Source organism: Reyranella sp., from assembly GCF_965279465.1.
Classification (GTDB): Bacteria; Pseudomonadota; Alphaproteobacteria; order Reyranellales; family Reyranellaceae; genus Reyranella.
The window spans coordinates 1,281,509-1,301,327 of sequence record NZ_OZ257242.1; the positions used below are offsets into that span (position 1 = coordinate 1,281,509).

The 19,819-nt window shown below is 67.5% G+C and carries 17 protein-coding genes; 8 read left to right on the forward strand and 9 right to left on the reverse strand.

Going from position 1 to position 19,819, the window contains the following annotated elements:
* Nucleotides 1-79: 79 nt before the first annotated feature.
* The gene (gene mutS, locus ACQY8M_RS06210) at nt 80-2,707 is read left to right on the forward strand and encodes a DNA mismatch repair protein MutS (protein WP_428675318.1); all 2,628 of its coding nucleotides are present in this window, start codon (nt 80-82) and stop codon (nt 2,705-2,707) included.
* Nucleotides 2,708-2,829: 122 nt separating this feature from the next.
* Here the strand turns inward: mutS and ACQY8M_RS06215 are convergent, their stop codons facing one another.
* The 4 genes from ACQY8M_RS06215 to ACQY8M_RS06230 form a co-directional block, all read right to left on the reverse strand.
* Nucleotides 2,830-3,846, reverse strand: coding sequence for a methionine synthase (locus ACQY8M_RS06215; RefSeq protein WP_428669945.1), 1,017 nt, complete (start codon nt 3,844-3,846; stop codon nt 2,830-2,832).
* Entirely contained in the window at nt 3,847-5,217 is a 1,371-nt protein-coding gene (locus tag ACQY8M_RS06220) for a heme biosynthesis protein HemY (protein ID WP_428669947.1), read from the reverse strand.
* 6 nt (nt 5,218-5,223) lie between these two features.
* Entirely contained in the window at nt 5,224-7,101 is a 1,878-nt protein-coding gene (locus ACQY8M_RS06225; RefSeq protein WP_428669949.1) for a uroporphyrinogen-III synthase, read from the reverse strand.
* A gap of 82 nt (nt 7,102-7,183) precedes the next feature.
* The gene (locus tag ACQY8M_RS06230; RefSeq protein WP_428669951.1) at nt 7,184-7,648 is read right to left on the reverse strand and encodes a methylated-DNA--[protein]-cysteine S-methyltransferase; all 465 of its coding nucleotides are present in this window, start codon (nt 7,646-7,648) and stop codon (nt 7,184-7,186) included.
* A gap of 60 nt (nt 7,649-7,708) precedes the next feature.
* Here ACQY8M_RS06230 and ACQY8M_RS06235 point away from each other — a divergent pair, with 60 nt between their 5' ends.
* On the forward strand, nt 7,709-9,079 hold the full coding sequence (locus ACQY8M_RS06235) for an alpha/beta fold hydrolase (protein WP_428669953.1): 1,371 nt from the start codon (nt 7,709-7,711) through the stop codon (nt 9,077-9,079).
* 43 nt (nt 9,080-9,122) lie between these two features.
* Here ACQY8M_RS06235 and ACQY8M_RS06240 read toward each other — a convergent pair whose 3' ends face one another.
* Complete coding sequence (locus tag ACQY8M_RS06240) at nt 9,123-12,608, reverse strand: AAA family ATPase (protein ID WP_428669955.1); 3,486 nt, start codon at nt 12,606-12,608, stop codon at nt 9,123-9,125.
* A 165-nt stretch (nt 12,609-12,773) separates the two neighbouring features.
* On the opposite strand from ACQY8M_RS06240, the gene ACQY8M_RS06245 reads away from it, so the two are divergent.
* Nucleotides 12,774-13,433 carry a peroxiredoxin gene (locus tag ACQY8M_RS06245; protein WP_428669957.1) on the forward strand — a complete coding sequence of 220 codons (660 nt, stop codon included), beginning with the start codon at nt 12,774-12,776 and terminating at the stop codon, nt 13,431-13,433.
* A 195-nt stretch (nt 13,434-13,628) separates the two neighbouring features.
* Here the strand turns inward: ACQY8M_RS06245 and ACQY8M_RS06250 are convergent, their stop codons facing one another.
* Nucleotides 13,629-14,135 (reverse strand): L-2-amino-thiazoline-4-carboxylic acid hydrolase, encoded by a 507-nt coding sequence (locus ACQY8M_RS06250; RefSeq protein WP_428669959.1) that lies wholly within the window; start codon nt 14,133-14,135, stop codon nt 13,629-13,631.
* Between the two features lie 261 nt (nt 14,136-14,396).
* On the opposite strand from ACQY8M_RS06250, the gene argC reads away from it, so the two are divergent.
* Nucleotides 14,397-15,374: an N-acetyl-gamma-glutamyl-phosphate reductase gene (gene argC, locus ACQY8M_RS06255; protein WP_428669961.1), complete on the forward strand. Its 978-nt coding sequence runs from the start codon at nt 14,397-14,399 to the stop codon at nt 15,372-15,374.
* Nucleotides 15,375-15,432: 58 nt separating this feature from the next.
* Nucleotides 15,433-16,146, forward strand: a complete 714-nt coding sequence (locus ACQY8M_RS06260) for an MgtC/SapB family protein (RefSeq protein WP_428669963.1) — start codon at nt 15,433-15,435, stop codon at nt 16,144-16,146.
* A 6-nt stretch (nt 16,147-16,152) separates the two neighbouring features.
* Here ACQY8M_RS06260 and ACQY8M_RS06265 read toward each other — a convergent pair whose 3' ends face one another.
* Nucleotides 16,153-17,304, reverse strand: a complete 1,152-nt coding sequence (locus ACQY8M_RS06265) for an LLM class flavin-dependent oxidoreductase (RefSeq protein ID WP_428669965.1) — start codon at nt 17,302-17,304, stop codon at nt 16,153-16,155.
* Between the two features lie 72 nt (nt 17,305-17,376).
* Here ACQY8M_RS06265 and ACQY8M_RS06270 point away from each other — a divergent pair, with 72 nt between their 5' ends.
* Nucleotides 17,377-17,538, forward strand: coding sequence for a hypothetical protein (locus tag ACQY8M_RS06270; RefSeq protein WP_428669967.1), 162 nt, complete (start codon nt 17,377-17,379; stop codon nt 17,536-17,538).
* A 34-nt stretch (nt 17,539-17,572) separates the two neighbouring features.
* Here ACQY8M_RS06270 and ACQY8M_RS06275 read toward each other — a convergent pair whose 3' ends face one another.
* Nucleotides 17,573-18,766, reverse strand: a complete 1,194-nt coding sequence (locus ACQY8M_RS06275; protein WP_428669969.1) for a zinc-binding metallopeptidase family protein — start codon at nt 18,764-18,766, stop codon at nt 17,573-17,575.
* A gap of 71 nt (nt 18,767-18,837) precedes the next feature.
* On the opposite strand from ACQY8M_RS06275, the gene ACQY8M_RS06280 reads away from it, so the two are divergent.
* The gene (locus ACQY8M_RS06280) at nt 18,838-19,011 is read left to right on the forward strand and encodes a plasmid mobilization protein (RefSeq protein WP_428669971.1); all 174 of its coding nucleotides are present in this window, start codon (nt 18,838-18,840) and stop codon (nt 19,009-19,011) included.
* On the opposite strand, the gene ACQY8M_RS06285 is transcribed toward ACQY8M_RS06280, so the two are convergent.
* Nucleotides 19,008-19,367, reverse strand: a complete 360-nt coding sequence (locus ACQY8M_RS06285; RefSeq protein ID WP_428669973.1) for a GFA family protein — start codon at nt 19,365-19,367, stop codon at nt 19,008-19,010. The genes ACQY8M_RS06280 and ACQY8M_RS06285 overlap by 4 nt on opposite strands.
* 63 nt (nt 19,368-19,430) lie before the next feature.
* Between ACQY8M_RS06285 and ACQY8M_RS06290 the strand changes: the two genes are divergently transcribed.
* A complete protein-coding gene (locus ACQY8M_RS06290; protein ID WP_428669976.1) occupies nt 19,431-19,799 on the forward strand; it encodes a hypothetical protein in 369 nt (122 codons plus the stop codon).
* Nucleotides 19,800-19,819 lie beyond the last annotated feature (20 nt).

The following is a 19,819-nucleotide window of genomic DNA, read 5'->3' on the forward strand; positions in this document are numbered from 1 at the left end:
TGCACAAGCGCACGTGTTAAGCCGGGGGGTGCCCGACAGCGTTTCCCTGCCACCGACGATCCCGGCCGATGCCACGCCGATGATGCGCCAGTACCTGGCGATCAAGGGCGCGCATCCGGACCATCTCGTCTTTTACCGCATGGGCGATTTCTACGAGCTGTTCTTCGACGATGCGGTGAAGGCCTCGGCGGCGCTCGACATTGCCCTCACCAAGCGCGGTCAGCATCTCGGCGAAGACATCAAGATGTGCGGCGTGCCGGTGCACAGCCACGAGGCCTACCTGTCGCGCCTGATCCGCCAGGGCTTCAAGGTCGCCGTCTGCGAGCAGACCGAGGATCCCGCCGAGGCCAAGAAGCGCGGCGCCAAATCGGTGGTCGAGCGCGGCGTGGTGCGGGTCATCACGCCCGGCACGCTGACCGAGGATTCGCTGCTCGACGCGCGCAGCCACAACTATCTCTGCGCGCTGGCCGAGGCGCAAGGCGAGCTGGCGCTGGCCTGGCTCGATCTCTCGACGGCCGACTTCGCCGCCCAGCCGCTGGTGCCGGGCCAGCTCGCGGCGGCGCTGGCGCGGCTCGCGCCGGGCGAGCTGCTGGTGCCCGACCGGCTGCTGGCGCGCGACGGGCTGAAGGCCGCGCTCGAGGACTGGAATTCGGTGCTGACGCCGTTGCCCTCGGCGCGCTTCGATTCGGACAATGCACGCAAGCGGCTGCAGACGGCGTTCAACGTCGCCGTGCTCGACAGCTTCGGCGCCTTCTCGCGCGCCGAGGTCGCGGCCTGCGGCGCGCTGCTCGACTATGTCGAGCTGACCCAGGCCGGCAAGCGTCCGGCGCTGGCGCCGCCGCGCCGCGAGCGACCCGACGGCACGATGGAGATCGACCCAGCCACGCGGCGCAACCTCGAGCTGGTGCGCAGCCTGGACGGAAGGCGTGAGGGCACGCTGCTCGCTACCATCGACCGCACCCTGACCGGACCTGGCGCGCGCCTGCTGGCTGAGCGGCTGGCGGCGCCGCTCACCGATCGGGCAGAGATCGAGCGGCGGCTCGACCTGGTCCAGCTCTTCGTCGAGCGCCCCGTCTTGCGTGATCGGGTGCGCGAGGCACTGAAGCGCACGCCCGACGTCGAGCGCGCCCTGCAGCGATTGTCGATGGGCCGCGGCGGACCGCGCGATCTCGCGGCTTTGCGCGATGGGCTGGACCAGGCCGAGGCGCTGGCGGCGCTGCTCGGCGCCGAGCCCGAGGCCCTGACGCCGCCGCCGGCACCCTTGGCGGAGATCGTGGCGGCGGCCTCCAACCACCGCACGCTGATCGAGTCGCTGGGGGCGGCGCTGACCGAAGAGCCATCGCTGCTGGCGCGCGACGGCGGTTTCATCCGCGCCGGTTACCGCGCCGAGCTCGACGAGCAGCGCACCCTGCGCGACGACAGCCGCAAGACCATCGCGGGACTCGAGGCCAAATACCGGACGGCGAGCGGCGTGACGTCGCTCAAGATCCGGCACAACAACATGATCGGCTACCACATCGAGGTGACGGCGACGCACGCCGACAGGCTCGACCTGGCCGCGCTGGGCTTCACCCGGCGGCAGTCGATGTCGAACGCCACGCGCTTCAGCACCGCGGAGCTGGCCGATCTCGAGACCCGCATCGGTCGCGCGGCCGACCAGGCGCTGGCGCTGGAGCTGCAGATCTTCGACGCACTGGTTGGCGAGGCGATGGCGGTGTCTGCGGCCGTCGTCGCGGCCGGTCGCGCGCTTGCGGCGCTCGATGTCGCGGCGGCCCTGGCCGAGCTGGCGGCGAGCGGCAATTACGTACGGCCGGCGCTGTCAGAGGACACGTCCTTCACCCTGGTCGGCGGCCGGCATCCGGTGGTCGAGGCGGCGCTGTCGCGCCAGGGCGGCTCGGGCTTCGTGCCCAACGATTGCGAGCTCGGGCCGGCGCATCGCCTGTGGCTGTTGACGGGCCCCAATATGGCCGGCAAGTCGACCTTCCTGCGCCAGAACGCCCTGATCGCGGTCATGGCGCAGGCGGGCTCCTTCGTGCCGGCGAAGCAGGCCACGATCGGGATCGTCGACCGGCTGTTCAGCCGCGTCGGCGCAGCCGACGACCTCGCGCGCGGACGCTCGACCTTCATGGTCGAGATGGTCGAGACGGCGGTGATCCTGAACCAGGCGACGGCGCGCAGCCTGGTGATCCTGGACGAGATCGGCCGTGGCACGGCGACGTTCGACGGCCTGTCGATCGCCTGGGCCGCGCTCGAGCATCTGCACGAGGTCAACAAGTGCCGCGCGCTGTTCGCCACGCACTATCACGAGCTCGGCGCGCTCAAGGAGCGGCTGAGCGCCCTCGCGCCTTACACGATGCGCGTGAAGGAGTGGCAGAACCAGGTCGTGTTCCTGCACGAGGTGGCGCCCGGCGCCGCCGACCGCTCCTACGGCATCCATGTCGCGCAGCTCGCCGGCCTGCCGGCCTCGGTCGTGGCGCGCGCCGAAGAGGTGCTGGCCGAGCTGGAAAAAGGCGAGCAGTCCGGCGCGGTGACGCGGCTCGCCGACGATCTGCCGCTGTTCGCCGCCGCGCCGGTGCGGCCGGCCGGCGGCACGGTGAAGACGAAGGAGTCCGAGGTCGAGAAGGCCCTCGCCAGGATCAATCCCGACGAGCTGACGCCCCGCCAAGCGCTCGACCTCGTGTATGAGCTGCGTCGGCTCCAGAAGTAGCGCAAAGCCCGTCGTCTCGACCGGAGCGCCGAAGGCGCGTAGTGGAGAGACCTCATCTAACAAATGGCTGCAATTTGTAGAACCAAGGTCCCTCCGCTGCGGTCGGGACGACGGTTTCGGAGCTACAGGCTCTTGCGGGCCAAGGCAGCGCCCTCGGCAAGGGCGCGCAGCTTGCCGTAGGCGGTGGCGAGGGTCATCGGCGCCATGCCGCAATTGGTGCAGGCCTGGATGCGCTCGGGGTCGACGAACTCGGTCGCGAGCTTCAGCGTGGCGGCCACTTCCTCCGGCGTGTCGATCCGGTCGGACGCGACGTCGATCGCGCCGACCAGCACGGTCTTGGTCTTGAGCAGCTTCATCAGCTCGGGCGGCACATGGCTGTTGCGGCATTCGAGTGAGACCTGCTGGATCCTGCTGCGATCGAGCGCGGGGAAGGTGTTCTCGTACTGACGCCAGCTCTCGCCCAGCGTCTGCTTCCACTTGATGTTGGCCTCGATGCCGTAGCCGTAGCAGATGTGCACGGCGGTCGTGCACTTCAGCCCCTCGGCCGCCTTCTCGAGCGCCGGCACGCCCCATTCGACCGTCTCGTCGAGATAGACGTTGAAGGCGGGCTCGTCGAACTGCACGACATCGACGCCCAGCGCCTCCAAGTCCTTCGCCTCCTGGTTCAGCAGCTCGGCGAAGGCGAAGGCCATCTTCACGCGGTCGCCGTAATAGCCGTCGGCCAAGGTATCGATGAGGGTCATCGGGCCGGGCAGGGTGAATTTGAGCTTGCGTGCGGTCGCGGTGCGGGCGACGCGCGCTTCCTTCTCGTGCACGAACTTGCGGCGCCTGAGCGGCGCGGTGACGGTCGGACAGTCGGCGTCATAACGATTGTTGCGGATGCCCATGCGGATCTTCTTGTCGAAGTCGACGCCGTCGACCTCGGCCAGGAAGCCGTGCACGAAATGCTGACGTGCCTGCTCGCCGTCGCTCACGATGTCGATGCCGGCGTCTTCCTGGCGCCGGATGGCAAGCGCGGTGGCGTCTTCCTTGGCTTCCTGCAAAGGCGCGCCGGTGAGGGTCCATGGCGCCCACAGGACGTTCGGCGTGGCGAGCCACGAGGGCTTGGGCAGGCTGCCGGCCAGGGTCGTCTCGAACATCTATCCCCCCGAAACGGTATTCATTGTCGTCATGCCGATTGCCGGCTTGGGCGCGCCCGGCGCCAGGATCTGGCCGAAAGTCCCCGGCGCACGCCAATGCAAGGTGCCGAAGGCGCCGCAGCTCTCGCACACCGAGTGCCAGGTCTCGTGATGCGCGCCGCAGGCGGTGCAGCGCCAAGCCTTGTCGGCAGGTGCATCGGCCGCACGCGCCAGCCAGCTGCGCACCTTGGTCTGGTCGGACTCGGCGCGCTCCTCGAGCTCGGCCATCATCCGGCAGACGCGCACCGATGGGTTGCTGCCGCCGGCGGCGTCGAGATGCCGCCGCGCCTCGCCCCACAGGCCGGCGTCGAGTGTCGCCTGGGCGAGCGCCAGATGGCTTTCGAGGTCGTCGGGCTTGTGCGCGGCGAGCTTGCGCACCACGCCGACCCGCTTCAGCGGATCGCTTTCGCCCGACGCCTTGAGATAGAGCGCGGCCAGGTCCGGGTGTGGCGACAGCGACCAGCCGCGCTCCAAGGTCTTCATCGCCCGCCGGGCGTCACCCGTCTTGATCTGCAGCTCGGCGAGGCGGCTCGCCACGGCAATGCGCTCGGGGGCGAGGCCGAAGGCTTCGCGCGCCATGCCGAGTACGTCGCTGTCGTGGCCATCGTGCTCGGCGGCACGGCTGCGTTCGACCAGCAGCAGCGCGCGCAGGGTGCGGCCGCGGTCGGCGCTCACCACCTTGCGGCGCACGCCGCTGTCGAGGGTATCCTGCGCCGCCCGCCACAGATGGAGCTGCGCCTGCATGTCGAACAGGGAATGCACGACCCACGGCGTCTGCGGCTTGAGCGCGAAGGCGCGCTCGGCATAGTCGAGCGCCTGCGCCTGGTTGCCGTCGCGCAGCGACTGGGCGATCAGCCCGCGCAGCCCGAGGAAGGCCATCTGCTCGTCCGCGAGCATCGCCTTGAAGGCGCGGTTCGCTCCCTCGCGGTCGCCGTTGAGCTGGGCGGCCTGTGCCGACAGCAGCAGCGTGAGCGCGGGCTCGGAGAGCAGCTGCTCGGCCTTGCGCGCGTGGCGCTGCGCTTCGCCGCCGTCGCCGGCCGCGACCGCGGCAAGCCCCTGCGTCAGCTCGCGATAGCCGCGCCGCCGCCGGCTCTCGCCCCAGCCTTCGAGGAACGCCCCCGGCGCGCCGACGATCCAGCGGTAGAGCAGCCACAGCGCCACGCCGAGCAGGATGAGGAAGACGACGCCGACCAGCAGTACGCCCACGCTGGTGTCGAGGCGCCAGCCGCGCCATTCGACGATGACGCTTCCCGGCCGGGCGGCGAGCCACACCGCGCCCAGCATCGCGACAGCGGCGACGGCGAACCAGATCAGCGTACGCAGCATGGTCATGGCGGACTACCGGCTGCTGCCCAGCAGCGTGACGGCCTGTGCCGCAAGCTGGTCGACCGCGCGTTGCGCCGCAAGATGCGCCTCGGCACGGGCCAGCCAGTCGGCGGTGGCGCGCGAGGTCAGTGGCGGCAGCGACTTGACGAGCTCGACCGCCTTGGTGAGGTCGCCCGAATCGATCGCGGCTTCGGCGCGCGCCAGCTTGGCTTCGACCGAATCACCCTGCACGTCGGCGCCGATGCGGCGCAGCGAGACCAAGTTCTTCAGCTTGCCCAGGAGGCGCTGCCAGAAGGAATCGTCGGCGAGATCGTCGGCAAGAGCTGCCTTGGCCATCGCGGGGAAGGAGGCGGCGAGGCTTGCTCGCGAGGCGGCGCCTTTGGCCGCCACGGGCTGCAGCGTCGCGATCAACGCGCCGAGCTTGGCGTCGCCCTGCGCCAGCGGCGTGAGCAGGCCGAGATCGGTCGCGAAGGGCTGGCCGGCCGTCAGGCCGGCGCTGATGCGGGCGGCGATGCCGATCACCGCAGAGCCGCGCGCGGCGGCCAGGGCTTTCTGCTCGCCGGTGGTGCTGGCGTTTGCGGCTGCTGCGGCCTTGTCGACCGCGGCCTTCTGGCCGGCGACTGCCTGGTCGAGCGATTGCAGGCCCGCGCGCAGCGCCACGATCTCCGATTTCAGGGCCGACGTGTCGGGCTCCGTGGCGGCAGGCTTGCTTTCGAGCGCCTCCAGCTTGCGTTGGAGCTCGGCGATCGCGGGATCCGGCGTCGCCGGCCGGTCCGCCGGGGGACGATCGGCCTGGGCTGCCGTCGCGGCGGCGGCCCGCACGCGCTTGTCGAGATCGTCGAGGCGGGCCGTGAGCTCGCGCTTGGCGGCATCGAGGGCGGCGGTGTCGATGATCGGTGCCGATGGCGGCGCGACGGGCGGAGGCGGCGCCGGTTGGGCGACCGCCGGACCGCGCCACAAGGTGCGCGCCTCCTGCGGCCAGTAGGGCAACGAGACCAGTGCGACGGCGAGCACGATCACGGCGGCAATCAGCCCGATCACGAAGGCACCGACAATGCCCAGGCCGCGGGCCCTGGACACCGCAGGAGGCACGGCGGCGGGAGCGACGGGCGGCTCGATCGGCTCGGGCGGAGGCGGGGACGCTGGAGTGTCGGTCATCGGGGTGGGACTTTGTACGCCGGGCGGGGGCAGCCGGTCGATCTCATCCAGCACAGCCTGGCGGGTGGGACGCTCTGCCGCGACCGTCCTGGCGAAGGGCAGCCCGGCGAGAGGCTGTGCGGCGGCGGGGCTGATTGCGATCGCCGTGATGCTGCGGCAGCTATCGGCAAGTTTCGCGTGGGTGACGAGCCGAACGAACGCCTCCGACGCGCGCGGCGAGAAGAAAGTCGCGACATCGAGCGCGCGGGCTTCCAGCGCGGCGCGTGCGGAGTCCGGCAGCGCATCGGTTTCGCGTGCCTCGTAGAGTACGATCCTCCTGGTCTCGAAACCTTCAGGCGCAAGCTCTCCCACGACATCGGCGCCGCTGACATGGAGAAGGGGACCGTTGGCGGGATCGAGGCGCTGGCGTACGAGGTCGGACAGGGACGCGGCGTCGCCCGAGGCCGAGGTGACGATGCCGAAGCCCAAGCCCTCGGCGGTCGCGGCGGTCGTATCGCCGACGGCGAAGATCGGCTTGCTGCGCTGCTCGCTCGCTTCGGCCAGCGCGCGGGCGCCGTTGGCGCTGGTGATCAGCACGGCCTGGCTATCGGCGAGCGACGCGGCGAAGTCGTCGGGCGGATGCAGCACCTGCAGCCGGAAGAGCGGCGCAATGACAGGAGAATGGCCGCGCGCGCCGAGCGCCTGGGCCAGCGCCGTCGCCTCGCGTTCCGGCCGGGTGATCAGTACGCGCATGGTTTTATCTGTCCCTCATTTTCCTCTCCCCCGCTAGGGGGTGCCCCCTAGTGGGGGAGAGGAGAATGAATGTTGAACTTGGTTAAAGCAGGACGACGCCTTCCAGCGCCAGCAGCTTGCGTTTGGTCGGCAGGCCCTGGCCGCCGGAGAAGCCGCCTTCCTTGCCGCCGCTGCCCAGCACGCGATGGCAGGGCACGATGATCGGGATGGGATTGCGGCCGCACGCCATGCCGACCGCGCGCGGGCCGGAGCCCAATGCCATGGCCATGCCGCCGTAGGTCGCGGTCTCGCCGTACGGGATCTCGCGCATCATCTTCCAGACGCTCTTCTGGAAGTCGGTGCCGCGGCCGGCAAGCGGCAGGTCGAAGGACTTGAGGCTGCGCGCAAAGTAGCGCTCGAGCTGGCGACGGGCCTCCTCGAGGACAGGCGAAGGTTTGTCCCGTGTCCGTTCGCCGCCGCTCGCCCAGCGCACGCCGGTCAGCGCCTCGCCATCGGCTTCCAGTGCCAACCGGCCGACGGGGCTCTCGACATAGCAACAAATCGTCATACCGCGAGCGTAGCCTTCGCCTCCGTGCTTTGCCAACATGGGGCCATGTGCAGGGGGAGAATGAGCCGGCGTAACCTGCTGGCGGGCGCAGCGGCACTTTGGCCGGTGACGGCGCTTGGCCAGCAGCCGCAACAACAGCAGCGACGGCAGGTGCCGGCGTCCGAGCCCGGTATGCCGCCGCCGATCGTGTTCGTGCACGGCAACGGCGATTCGGGCGCGCTGTGGATCAACAACATCTGGCGCTTCGAGGCCAACGGCTACAAGCGCAACCAGCTCTTCGCCATCGATTTCAGCAATCCGGTGGCGCTGAGCGACGATTCGAAGATGCAGCCGTTCCGCTCGTCCACGGCCGAGGCGATGAAGGAGCTGGCGGCATTCGTGGCGCAGGTGAAAAAGGAGACGCGTCGCCGCAAGGTGGCGCTGATCGCCTCGTCGCGCGGGGGCAACACGGTGCGCAACTACCTCAAGAACGGCGGCGGGGCCGACTCTGTGAGCCATGCCGTGCTGTGCGGCACGCCGAACAAGGGCATCGTGATCTCCGACACGATGCTGGTCGGCAGCGAGTTCAATGGCGCGGCCCCGTTCCTCAAGGCACTGAACGGCGGGCCGGACGACCTGATCTCCGGCGTCGAGTTGATGGCGATTCGCTCCGACACGAACGACAAATATTCCCAGCCCGACGGCCGCTTTATCGGCCAGACCGGAAAGCCGACCGGCGTGGGTTTCGATGCGTCGGAGTTGCGCGGTGCCCGCAACGTCATCCTCGACGGTGTCGATCATCGCGAGACGGCGTTCCATAAGCTGGCCTTCGCCGCGCAGTACCAGTTCATCACGGGCAAGGCCGCCGGCACGCTGTTCATCGCCCAGGAGCCGAAGCCGACCCTGAACGGCCGGGTCACCGGCATGGCCGACGGGCTCTACACCAATCTTCCCGTCGCCGATGCCGAGGTCGAGATCCACGAGGTCGACGCCAAGACCGGCGAGCGTAAGACGACGCAGCCGGTGCATCGCAAGACGACCGGCGCCGATGGCCAATGGGGACCCTTCATCGGCAGCTCCGACGCCTGCTATGAGTTCGTGCTGCACATGGCGAGCCAGCCGGTCACTCATACCTATCGCTCGCCGTTCCTGCGCTCCAGCGACGTGGTGCATCTGCGCCCCGAGCCCTTCGCGAAGGGGGACGATGGTGCAGCCTCCGTCGTGCTCATGAGCCGGCCGCGCGGCTATTTCGGCGTCGGCCGCGACAAGTTCTCGCTCGACGGCAAGGTGCCGCCCGGCATCACCGATGGCGTACCCGCCGTCTCGACCGGCCGCCTGGCCTTCGACGCCGCCCCGCGCACTGTCGTCGCCGTCTTCAATAACGAGACGATCGCCACCCGCACCTGGCCGACCAAGGACAATCACATCGTGGTCGCGGAGTTCCTGAACTGATCTCCGGTCCGAAAGTTCGTGTGGCTGGCGTAACCTGCCGCACTCACGTCAGCTCATCCAGTAATGCCTTCGCCTGCTTCAGATCGGCGGTGTCGAAGCCCTCGGTAAACCAGCCGTAGATCGGCGCGAGGACGTCGCGGGCTTCGGCATGGCGACCCTGTTCGCGGCGGAGCCGGGCGACGCTCGTGGCAGCGCGCAATTCCCAGAACTTCGCTCCCTGGTCCGCCGCGATGCCCAATGCCTTGCGATACAGTTCCTCCGCGCCGGCGGCGTCTCCCTGCCGCAGCAGCAATTCGCCTCTTTGCCGATGGAGCTCGGCTTCCAACCAGCGCTCCCCTGTCCTTTCGACGATTTGCGACGCCTCGTCCAACAGGGCCAGGCTTTCCTCGACATGCCCTGCGGTCTCACAGGCGCTGGCCAGGAGAATGACGAGAAAGGGCGCGAACAGCGCGGCCCCTGTAACGCGAAAAGCCGCTGTGCCGGCGCGCAGGAGCGATATTCCCTCCATTATATCGCCCCTCTTGACCTTGACCCATCCGCTGTACGTCGTTCCGATCGCACACCACACGGGAAAACCTTGCTCGGTCGTGATCGCGACCAGCTCATCCGCCCACTCGCCGAGGACTGCGGGGTCTCCGACGAGCGAATGGGGCAGGGCGCCGAGTGCGAGGATTGAAACCAGGGACGGCAAATGGGCCAGGTCCCGGGCCGCGGTAATCGCCGCGCTGCTCTGGACCAATGCCTGATCCGGATAGCCGAGACAGAGAAGGACGACCCCCAGGCAAGCCTGCGCGTTGCCCAGAGGGTAGAATCCGACCTGCCTGACGACCGAGCGGTGGGAGACCGGATCGTCAATGGCGAGCAGGTCTTCCAGATGCGATCGGGACAGGCCGAGCTTGCCGCAATACATCAGGTTTCGGCCGGAAGAGAGGTGAGCCAAGACGAGCCCGGCGAAATCGCCGCGTTGCTTGCTGAGATGCAGCAAATCCTCGTCCAGACGCAGCGCCAGATCGAACGCGCCACAGTAGGCGTGATAGCGAGACAGCCCGAAGGGAATTTCGATGAACGCCGAGGGAGAATCCAGCTGCTGCCACAACTCGAGTGCCCGGGCGTAGGCTTGACCCGTTTCCGGCGCCGCCAGGCCTTTGACGGCTCGCAGCGCCGCCCCCAAGGCACTGCAGATTTCGAGCTTCTGGCGCAGGCGTCCGGCATTTTCCGGCAGCAGCGCCAGGAGGTCGAGGCCTTTTTGAAAATGTGCTGCCGCTTCTGCTAATGCCGAGCGCGCCGCGGACCGTTGTCCGGCCTTGGCCCAGAAGCCGACCGAATTCTCCGTGAGGCCAGCCTCGGCGTAGTGCCGCGCGAACAGTTCCGGTTGGGTTTCCATCAACTCCGCGGACTGCGCCTGCAGAGCCTGGGCGATGAGTGCGTGCAATTTTTGCCGGGAGTCGCGCAGCAGGCTGCCGTAAGCCGCATCCCGCACCAACGCATGCTTGAAGCTGTAGATCGCGTCGGGCGGCGTGCCACGCTGGTGCACCAGTTCGGACGCGACCAGTCGAGCAAGCGCGGCTTGCAGCTCATCGTCGGAGAGAGCCCATACTGCCCGCAGCAAACCGTAGGTGAATGTGCGTCCGATCGCCGCCCCGATCTGCGCGGCCAGCCGCGCCGACATCTGGCGGTCGAGGCGCGCCAGCAGCGATGCGTACAGGCTCGTCGGAATCGCGAGCGTCGGCAACGCCCCGTCGATGACATAACGATCCGGCTCCGCGCGCAGGACTCCGCTCTCCAGCACGCTCTTGGTGAGTTCCTCAACGAACAACGGTACGCCGTCGGTGCGGTCGGCGATCTGGTCGATGACGGCGTCCGGGAGCGCCTTGCCGGCGACCTGTACGGCCAGTGCGATCCGGTCGCGCCTGTCCAGGCGGTTCAGCGTGAGCATCGTCACGTGCGGCTGGCCGGTCCAGGGCGGCTGAAACTCGGGCCGAAAGGTCACGATCACAAGCACCTTCAGGTCGCGGGCGCGCTCGACGATCGTGTCGAGCAGCTCGCGCGATGTCGCGTCGATCCAGTGCACGTCTTCGAAGATCACCAGCACCGGATGCCGGTGCGCGAGACCCTCGAGGTGCCGGCCCAGCGCCTCCAGGATCCGCTGTCTCTTCCGCGCGGGAGCGAGGGGCGGCAGAGACTGGCCCTCCGGCATCGGCAGCGCGAGCAGATCGAGGAGGAAGGCCGCATCCTCATCCGGCAGGTCGGCGCCGGCCAACAGGGCCTTGAGTTTCTCGAGCCGCGACGCGGGCGTGTCGTTGCGCACGAACCCGGCTGCCTGTCCGAGCTGGTCGGCGAACGGAAACAACGGGCTGTCGCGATGATGGGGCGAGCAGAAATATCGCATGCGGAAATGCGGCTCGGCGGCGAGGCGCTCCTCCAGCGCCACGGTGAGATGCGATTTGCCGAGACCGGCTTCGCCCGAGACCAGCGCGACCTGGCCCTCGCCGGCCATGGCACGCGACCAGAGCCGCAGCAGCAGTCTGAGCTCCTCCTCGCGGCCTACCAGCCGCGTCGGCGCTGGCCCGCGGAGTGCCTCGAAGCGATTTGTAGTGAGGGCTTCGCCCAGAACCTTCCAGGCGCGCGCGGGAACGGTGTCGCCGGCGGAGTCGATGGTACCAAGATCGCGGCAATCGAACAGGCCGCCGATCAGCCGCCTTGTGACCGCTTCGATCGCCACGACACCTGGTTGCGCCGATAGCCGAAGCCGCATCGCCAGGTTCGGTGCGTCACCGACGATCTCGCGCTCCTCGCTCGCACCGCTCGGGCCGATGTCACCGATGATCGCCATGCCCGTCGTGATGCCCACGCGGCATTGCCGCGGCGTGCGCGCACCCTGTCCCGCGGCGCCGACCGCCGCACATAGGGCTAGCCCGGCGCGGACTGCATGCTCGGCGTCGTGTTCCTGCGCTGCCGGATAGCCAAACAGGACGAGCGCCGCAGTGCCGAGTTGCTCGACGACGAACCCGCCGTGGCGATCGACTGTTTCCGCGACACAGCGCTGAAAGGCGGTGGCCGCGTCGCGCATGTCTTCAAGATCGAGGCCGTCGGTGCGCCCGGATGTTCCGATCAGCTCGCAGGACAGGGCGGTGATCTGCCGGCGTTCGGCGCCGGCGCGCGGGCTTGGTGCAGAATCCGATCTGGCATCGATCGGTAGCGGCGAAAGGGCGTTCGCGTCCTCCGCGATGACCGGGGCGATGAAGCGATACCCACGGCGGGGCATGGTCTCGATCCAGCGGTCGCCGCCGGGAGCCTCGCCCAATACCTTGCGCAACGCCGCGATCTGAACGGTCAGATTGCTCTCCTCGACGGCCTGGGCGGGCCATGCGGCTTCGATCAGCGCGTTCTTCGAAATCAATGTACCGGGCCGTTCCACCAGCGCACGCAGCAACGCGAGCGCCCGTTGACCGAGCGCCAGTGGCTCGCGTCCGCGGAGCAGGAGGTTGTCCTGGGTGTCCAGGCGAAACGGTCCCAAAACATAAATCATCGCATCGCCGATTCTAGACACTTCGCAAGGATTTCGGAAATTCTTCCGATCCCTTTCAGGACTCCGCACCGGGAGCGACGCACCCTCCCGCCGCACAAGAACAGGCGCCTGATTCCCTGGGACCGCATGTCCATGGCAGGCGCACAATCGAGGAGAGGCCGTCACATGTCGCTGCGAATCAACTCCGAGGCGCCGAACTTCACCGCCAAGACCACGGAGGGCATGATCGACTTCCACAACTGGATTGGCGATAGCTGGGCCATCCTGTTCTCGCATCCCAAGGACTTCACACCGGTCTGCACCACCGAGCTCGGCTACATGGCTGGCCTGAAACCCGAGTTCGACAAGCGCAACACCAAGATCATCGGCCTGAGCGTCGATCCGGTGGAAAATCATTCGAAGTGGGCGCATGACATCGAGGAAACCCAGGGTCACGCGGTCAATTTCCCGATGATCGGCGATACCGAGCTGAAGGTAGCGATGGCCTACGACATGTTGCCTGAAGGCGCCGGCACCACCTCCGACGGCCGCACCGCGGCGGACAACGCCACCGTTCGTTCGGTGTTCGTCATTGGTCCTGACAAGAAGGTCAAGGCCATGTTGACTTACCCGATGACGACGGGCCGCAATTTCGACGAGGTGCTGCGGCTGCTGGATTCCTGCCAGTTGACCGCCCGGCACACCGTGGCGACCCCCGTGAACTGGAGGCATGGCGAGGACGTGATCATCCCGCCCGCGGTGTCCAACGAACAGGCCGCGGCGAAATATCCGAACGGCTGGAAGACCCTGAAGCCCTACCTGCGAGTCGTCGCGCAGCCGAAGTGACCGGCGAGCGCGCTTCTTGATCGATAGCCTTCATCGTCAGAACGCGTTGATTTTTCGACCGGCCGTGAACTCAGAATCTTTCGGAGTGCTGGGAGCGCGGCTCTCCAGAGCCGCTCTTTCTTCGGTTTGCTACATCCCACGAGCAGCTCGGGAGAGCCGCTCGCAGCGATGAGATGCGATGAATACTCGCCTTCCCTATTTCTCGTAGCTGTACTTGAAGTCGCAGTGGCTGGCGCCCTGCATGATAGTCTGGCTGCGGTCGAGCTTGAGCCTGGGATCGTAGCCTTCGCAGAACGCGCCGTCGCGGTTGCACGACAGCAGATGCCCGATCTCGCTCAACCCCATCGCCTTATAGGTTTCGGCATAGCGGCAGCGCACGACATTGAAGGTGAAGCTCGTGTCGGTTTGCTCCTTGAACTCGATCTCGAGCGCGCCGCCCTTGGTCCACAGCGGCATCACGTCCTGGAACGCCTGGAGCGACGGCCCGCCCGGTGCCGCGGCCGCGAAAGCGCGCGCCTGCTCGATCGCCGAGCGGCGCACCGACTCGGCGATCGTCTTCTTCGCGATCTCCTCGCCGTGGCTCGCCTTCAGCGTCTCGTAGACCTCCTTCAGGATCTCGGCCTCGATCCTGCGCTTCTCGAGCATCGACAGGCCTTCGGGATGGGCGGACGATTGAACGGCTGGCTGACTGGCTTGCGTCATCCTGGGCACTCCCCAAATGGATTTGTGAGCCTACACCTTGACATCGCGTGTGTCGGGTGAAATATCCGGCCGCGATGACACCATTCGCCCTCCTCCGGTCGCGACGCCGCCGCTTCGACAAGCGGCGCATAGACGTGCGCGCGTAACAAACGCGCCGTTCAATGAAGCCGCTGGAGAGGATCGAGCGGCTTCCAACACCACCTCCCTTCTTCTCCATCGGCCGTGTTTCCCAAAGGCCCTGAACTTGCGAGAGAGAAGACCATGACCGCCAGCAACAAGACCTACGCCAACCGGACGAAAATTTTCATCGACGGCCAGCACGGCACCACCGGTCTGCAGATCCAGGATCGTTTGAAGGACCGCGCCGACATCGAGCTGCTCGAATTGCCGATGGCCGACCGCAAGGACCTCGCCAAGCGGGCCGAGATCGCGCGCGCCGCCGACATCGCCGTGCTGTGCCTGCCCGATGCCGCGGCCAAGGAGCTGGTCGCCGCGCTGGGCGATTCGGACACCGTGGTGATCGACGCCAGCACGGCGTTCCGCGTCGCCGACGGCTGGACCTACGGCTTCCCCGAGCTGGCAAAGGACCAGCGCCAGAAGCTGCTCGACTCCAAGCGGATCAGCAATCCGGGCTGTTATCCGACCGGCGCAATCTCGCTGATGCGGCCGCTGATCGACGCAGGCCTGCTGCGTGCGGACTCGACGCCCGCCGTGTTCGGTGTCTCGGGCTATACCGGCGGCGGCAAGGAGCTGATCGCGGTCCACGAAAATACCGACGTCGAGCCGTTCGGCCTCTATGGCATGGAGCTCACGCACAAGCACGTGCCGGAGATGAAGAAGTACAGCGGGCTAAAGCATGCGCCGCTGTTCGTGCCGTCGGTCGGCCACTACGCCCAGGGCATGCTGATCGTCCTGCCGATCACACGCGATGTCACCACCAAGTCGGTCGATGCCAAGGACGTGCAGCAGGTGCTGGCCGAGCGCTACGAAGGCGAGAAATTCGTCACCGTGCGGCCGTTCGCCGACCGCAGCTGGCTGGAACGCGACCGGTTCTTGCGCGCCGACCGGTTGATCGACACCAACTCGATGGAGCTTGCCGTCTATGCCAACCCGGCCGAGGAGCAGATCCTCGCCGTCGCCTCGCTCGACAATCTCGGCAAGGGTGCGTCGGGTGCGGCGGTGCAGACGATCAATCTCAAAACCGGTGTCGACGAAGCCACCGGCCTGAGGGTGGGCTGAGCGCCGCTCCCGTCGGGACCGTCATCAAACCGCAACAGGGACACGCCATCGAAGGCCTATGGTCTTCGATCTGGCTTCCTTCGGCGAGTCGGCGCTCCGGCTCACGGTCGCGCTCCTGCTCGGCTTGGCCATCGGCTTCGAGCGGCAATGGCACCAGAAAATGGCCGGCCTGCGCACCAATGCCCTGGTGGCGCTGGGCGCCTGCGGTTTCGTGGTCTTCTCAGGCCTGGTCGGCCAGGGTGATCCGACACGCGTTGCCGCCCAGGTGGTGAGCGGCATCGGCTTCCTCGGTGCCGGCATCATCCTGCGCGACGGCATCAACGTGCACGGGCTGAATACCGCCGCGACCCTCTGGTGCTCGGCGATGGTCGGTACAATCTCCGGCGCGGGCTACGTGGCGCAAGGCCTGCTCGCCGCCGCGTTCGTGATCGGCACCAACCTGCTGCTGCGGCCACTGGTGCGGCGGGTCAATCGCCTGTCCCTCGCGGCTCCCGATGCCGAGACGCACTATTCGGTCGAGATCGTGACCCGCGCCGCCGAGGAGGCGCATGTCCGCTCACTGCTGCTGCGCGAGCTGTCGCAGGCCGGACTCGGCCTGCGCCGCCTCGACAGCGAGGACATTGAGGACAGCGCCCGGGTCCGTGTCACCGCCCAGGCGATGGTGGCCAAGCGCAACGATGCTGCCCTGGAGCAGATCGTCGGTCGCCTCAGCCTCGAGCCGCAGGTGTCGGGCGCGACCTGGCAGGTCGATCGGTCGATTCCGGAATCCTGACGGCGATTAAGCCGGAGCGAAGATGTCCTCGCTTGCCGTGCGTGCACCGCCGGCTGCCGCGGCGCGGATGGTCTTCGGCGTGGCATAGGCCGGATCGTGCTGCAGCGTCGGCAACACCCTGTCGGCGAACAGGCGCATGGCTTTCTCCGACTCGTGGTGCGGCAGGTTGCCGAACGAGAATTCGGCGACCAAGTGCTCCATTCCCGTCACCTGCTGCAGCTGGCCGAGCTGCTGCAGGCAGTCGTCGGGCGTGCCGACGATCTGGATCGAGACATAGAAGTCGGTCGCCTTCTTGAGGTTCGCCGGGTCCTTGAGCTTGGCGTAGGTCTTCGCCGTCTTGCCGTAGGCCTCGTAGCCCTTCACGTCCGCGAGATGGCCGTCGGAGAAGTGATAGTGGTCGTCGATGGATTGCCACTTGCGGCCGAGATACGTGAAGGCGCGCTCCTGCGCCTCCTCGCGGCTCTCGGCGCAGGAGATGTTGGTCAGGATGATCGGCGGCTTGGGCGCGAAGCCGGCTGCCTCGCTCATGGCGTGGAACTTCAGGATGTCCTCGCGGCACTTGCTCCATTCGTTCTGCATGATGAACAGCATGCCGAAGCCGAGCCTGGCGATGATCTCGGCCGATTCCGGGCTCACCGAGCTGGCGTAGAAACGCCGCTCGGGATTGGAGATGGGCCGCGGGCGGATCGACATGCGCGGGATCTTGAAGAATTCACCGTCGTGCTCGAACGTTTCCTCGCGCAGCGCCTTGACCACGACCTGCGCCGCCTCTGCGAAGCGCGGCCGCGCCTCGCCCATGGGGATGCGGAAGCCTTCGTACTCGGTCGAGGCGGCGCCGCGGCCGAAGCCGAACAGGCAGCGCCCGCCGCACATGATGTCGAGCAGCGCGATCTGCTCGGCGACCCGCACCGGATCGTGCCACGGCAGCACGATAACCGAGGTGCCGAGATGTATGCGTTTCGTACGGCCAGCGAAGTAGGCCAGCAGCTGGGTCGGCGCGGGCGACATGGCGTAGCCGGTGAAGTGATGCTCGAGCGCCCAAAGCGAGTTGAAGCCGAGCGGCTCGACCAGATCGCCCAGCGCGAAGTGTTCCTGCACGACGGCCGCGTCCGGCTTGCCGTGCTCGTAGAGCATGTTCATGCCCATTCCGACCTTCATGGCGCGTTCCTCCTGTTGCTTGCCGGGGATTGTCAGGTTGCCGGCCGAGGCCGGCAAGGGCATGCTTTCGACATGTGGAGGCTGAATGCCGTCGCCTGGAGCATGATCGTGGCCTGCTGTCTGGTGGCCTGCAAGGACATGCCCGGCGCCGACGGCCGCTATGCCCACACGTATTCCGGTCGCAGCGGCGAAGGGGGGACCGGCCTCCCCGTGACGCCCTACGAGCCGCGCTGAACGGCTGGCTGGAAAGGCGGAACTCCGGGCGCGATCATCGGCGAGAGGAGCGCCGCGGTCTGTTCCTGACCGGCGAAGCGTAGGCCTCTTGGCCGCGTACCACCAGGTGGATGAAATGCAGCTTGCGGAGCACAGCGGGCGGCATCCTGAAGGGATAGAAGTCGGGCTGCCCCATGCTGCGCGACAGCTCGTTCACCACGGTCGTGAGCAGGACCCAGGAATTCACCAGGGACAGGAAGCGCCTGGCGCCCGGATGGCCAGGTGCATAGAGGTCGGCGAGGGTGAACTGCTCGACCTCGATCCTGATCTTCCTGCCGGTAAAGCCGAAGCCAATTGCGGTATCGAGGCTGTCCGCCATGTGCAGATAGTGCGCCCAGCTCTCCGCCCAATCCTCCCACGGATGCGTCGAGGCGTAGGAGCTGATGTGGCGGCTCGGCCAGTCGGCGGGCGGCCCCTTCTCGTAGTTGGCCCGGAGAGCCGCGGCATAATCGGCCCGTTCGTCGCCGAACAGCGCCCGGCACGGCTCGTGCCACACGGTCCCCGCGACGAGCCGGTCCCAGTAGTAATGTCCGATCTCGTGGCGGAAATGTCCGACCAGCGTGCGATAGGGCTCGCGCAGATCCTGCCTGATCTTCTCGCGCCTGGCGTCGTCGGCTTCCTCGACATTCAAGGTGATCAGGCCGCCGGCGTGGCCGGTCATCACGACAGGCCCGCCGGGAGGCGAGCGCAGGAAATCGAAGGCCACGCCGTGCTCCGGATCCTCGTCGATCTTGGATTTGACCGGGAGGCCCAAGGCGAGCAGTTCTGATACCAGCCGCCGCTTGGCCTTTTCGATGGCCCACAGGTAACGGCGGTTGTCCAGGTCGTCCATGTCCGCGATGGTGCGGTTCAGGCGGCAGGAGATGCATGTCGGTGACGGATCCTCCACCGGCACCAGCCAGTTGCACCGGGCCGGCGAGTTGAACCGGACGCAACGGCGATAATCGCGCGAGCCATTCGCGCGGTCCGACAGCCGCCACGTATCGGCGGCCGGGCCGGCCACCAGCGTCCGGCTTTCGCCGAGCAGGGGATCGTAGCCGAGCGGCGCGTCGCAGGCGGAACACTTGCTGTGGCGGAAGAAGGTCGTCCGCCCGCAGTCGCAGCTATAGGCGCGGCCGCGGCGGCGATAATCGGGCGACCACCACGACGCCGAAAGTCGCTTCAGGCTGCTATTGATGGACGACGACAAGAACTCCCCCTCGCGGATGATGCCGGATATCCAAACGCGAGGGAACGCGCAATCGCGAGCTCCAGGACGCAGTGGCATTCCTCGTGCCGCTGGATGACAACGCTGGAAAAGCCGTCCGCATCAACATCACGGCGCGGCAGAAGCAGATCGAGGAAATCGACAGACGAGCGCAGGCTACGGGTCTCTCCCGCTCGGCCTACATCGTCCAGGCCGCCCTTCGTGGTCCGTCGAAGCGGGCGGCCTAGCCGAGGTGCAGCCAGGGCAGCTTTTCCTCGGCGAAGGCTTGGCCGGTCGGGACGAGGGTCGACGGATCGTCGAAGGCGCCGAGATGGATGTGCAGCTCATTCGGCCAGCGGTCGCCTTCGTAGGTGAGAGTCGATCCGCAGGTGGGGCAGAAGCTGCGCTGCACGCCGGGCGATGAAGTGAAACAGGTCGGCGTGCCCTTGGTGAAGCGCACCGTGGCGGCTTCGAATCCGGCATAGGCCGCGACCGGCGCGCCGGTGTGGCGGCGGCAGCTTTGGCAATGGCAATAGCTGGTCCATTTCGGCGTGCCCTCCGCGGTGAAACGAACGGCGCCGCACAGGCAACCTCCCTCGCGCATGCCTGCCTCCTCCTGCTCGGCTTGTCCGGTATGCGGGCGGTCACCATACTCCGACTACCCGTCATGCCCATCATGCTGCAGATCTCTCATCCCGACCGCATGCTCATCGGCATCGTCCGCGGCACGGTCACGCCGCAGGATCTCGACGGCTTCGTGGCGGAGATCGTGGCGGCGAAGGCGCTCCGCTATCGCAAGATCATCGACGTGATGGGCGCCTCCTCCGGCCTGACGGCCGAGGGCCTCGCGGCGTTCCGCGAGCGCATCCGCCAGATGGCACTGCCGCCGAAGGAGCGTGGTCCGATCGCGCTGGTCGCCGACAAGGAGCTCGCAGGCCTGGCCCGGGTGTTTGCCCAGCTGATGGGCGACGAGCGGCCGGTCGAGGTGTTCGCCAGCATCCACGCCGCGCGCCGGTGGCTTGACGAACATTCGTGAATTTCCCGAAAGCAGGGCAT

Coding starts and splice junctions, on each gene's coding strand:
- mutS (WP_428675318.1), top strand. CDS start 80: ATGATGCGCCAGTACCTGGCGATCAAGGGCGCGCATCCGGACCATCTC.
- ACQY8M_RS06215 (WP_428669945.1), bottom strand. CDS start 3,846: ATGTTCGAGACGACCCTGGCCGGCAGCCTGCCCAAGCCCTCGTGGCTC.
- ACQY8M_RS06220 (WP_428669947.1), bottom strand. CDS start 5,217: ATGACCATGCTGCGTACGCTGATCTGGTTCGCCGTCGCCGCTGTCGCG.
- ACQY8M_RS06225 (WP_428669949.1), bottom strand. CDS start 7,101: ATGCGCGTACTGATCACCCGGCCGGAACGCGAGGCGACGGCGCTGGCC.
- ACQY8M_RS06230 (WP_428669951.1), bottom strand. CDS start 7,648: ATGACGATTTGTTGCTATGTCGAGAGCCCCGTCGGCCGGTTGGCACTG.
- ACQY8M_RS06235 (WP_428669953.1), top strand. CDS start 7,709: ATGAGCCGGCGTAACCTGCTGGCGGGCGCAGCGGCACTTTGGCCGGTG.
- ACQY8M_RS06240 (WP_428669955.1), bottom strand. CDS start 12,608: ATGATTTATGTTTTGGGACCGTTTCGCCTGGACACCCAGGACAACCTC.
- ACQY8M_RS06245 (WP_428669957.1), top strand. CDS start 12,774: ATGTCGCTGCGAATCAACTCCGAGGCGCCGAACTTCACCGCCAAGACC.
- ACQY8M_RS06250 (WP_428669959.1), bottom strand. CDS start 14,135: ATGACGCAAGCCAGTCAGCCAGCCGTTCAATCGTCCGCCCATCCCGAA.
- argC (WP_428669961.1), top strand. CDS start 14,397: ATGACCGCCAGCAACAAGACCTACGCCAACCGGACGAAAATTTTCATC.
- ACQY8M_RS06260 (WP_428669963.1), top strand. CDS start 15,433: ATGGTCTTCGATCTGGCTTCCTTCGGCGAGTCGGCGCTCCGGCTCACG.
- ACQY8M_RS06265 (WP_428669965.1), bottom strand. CDS start 17,304: ATGAAGGTCGGAATGGGCATGAACATGCTCTACGAGCACGGCAAGCCG.
- ACQY8M_RS06270 (WP_428669967.1), top strand. CDS start 17,377: ATGTGGAGGCTGAATGCCGTCGCCTGGAGCATGATCGTGGCCTGCTGT.
- ACQY8M_RS06285 (WP_428669973.1), bottom strand. CDS start 19,367: ATGCGCGAGGGAGGTTGCCTGTGCGGCGCCGTTCGTTTCACCGCGGAG.
- ACQY8M_RS06290 (WP_428669976.1), top strand. CDS start 19,431: ATGCCCATCATGCTGCAGATCTCTCATCCCGACCGCATGCTCATCGGC.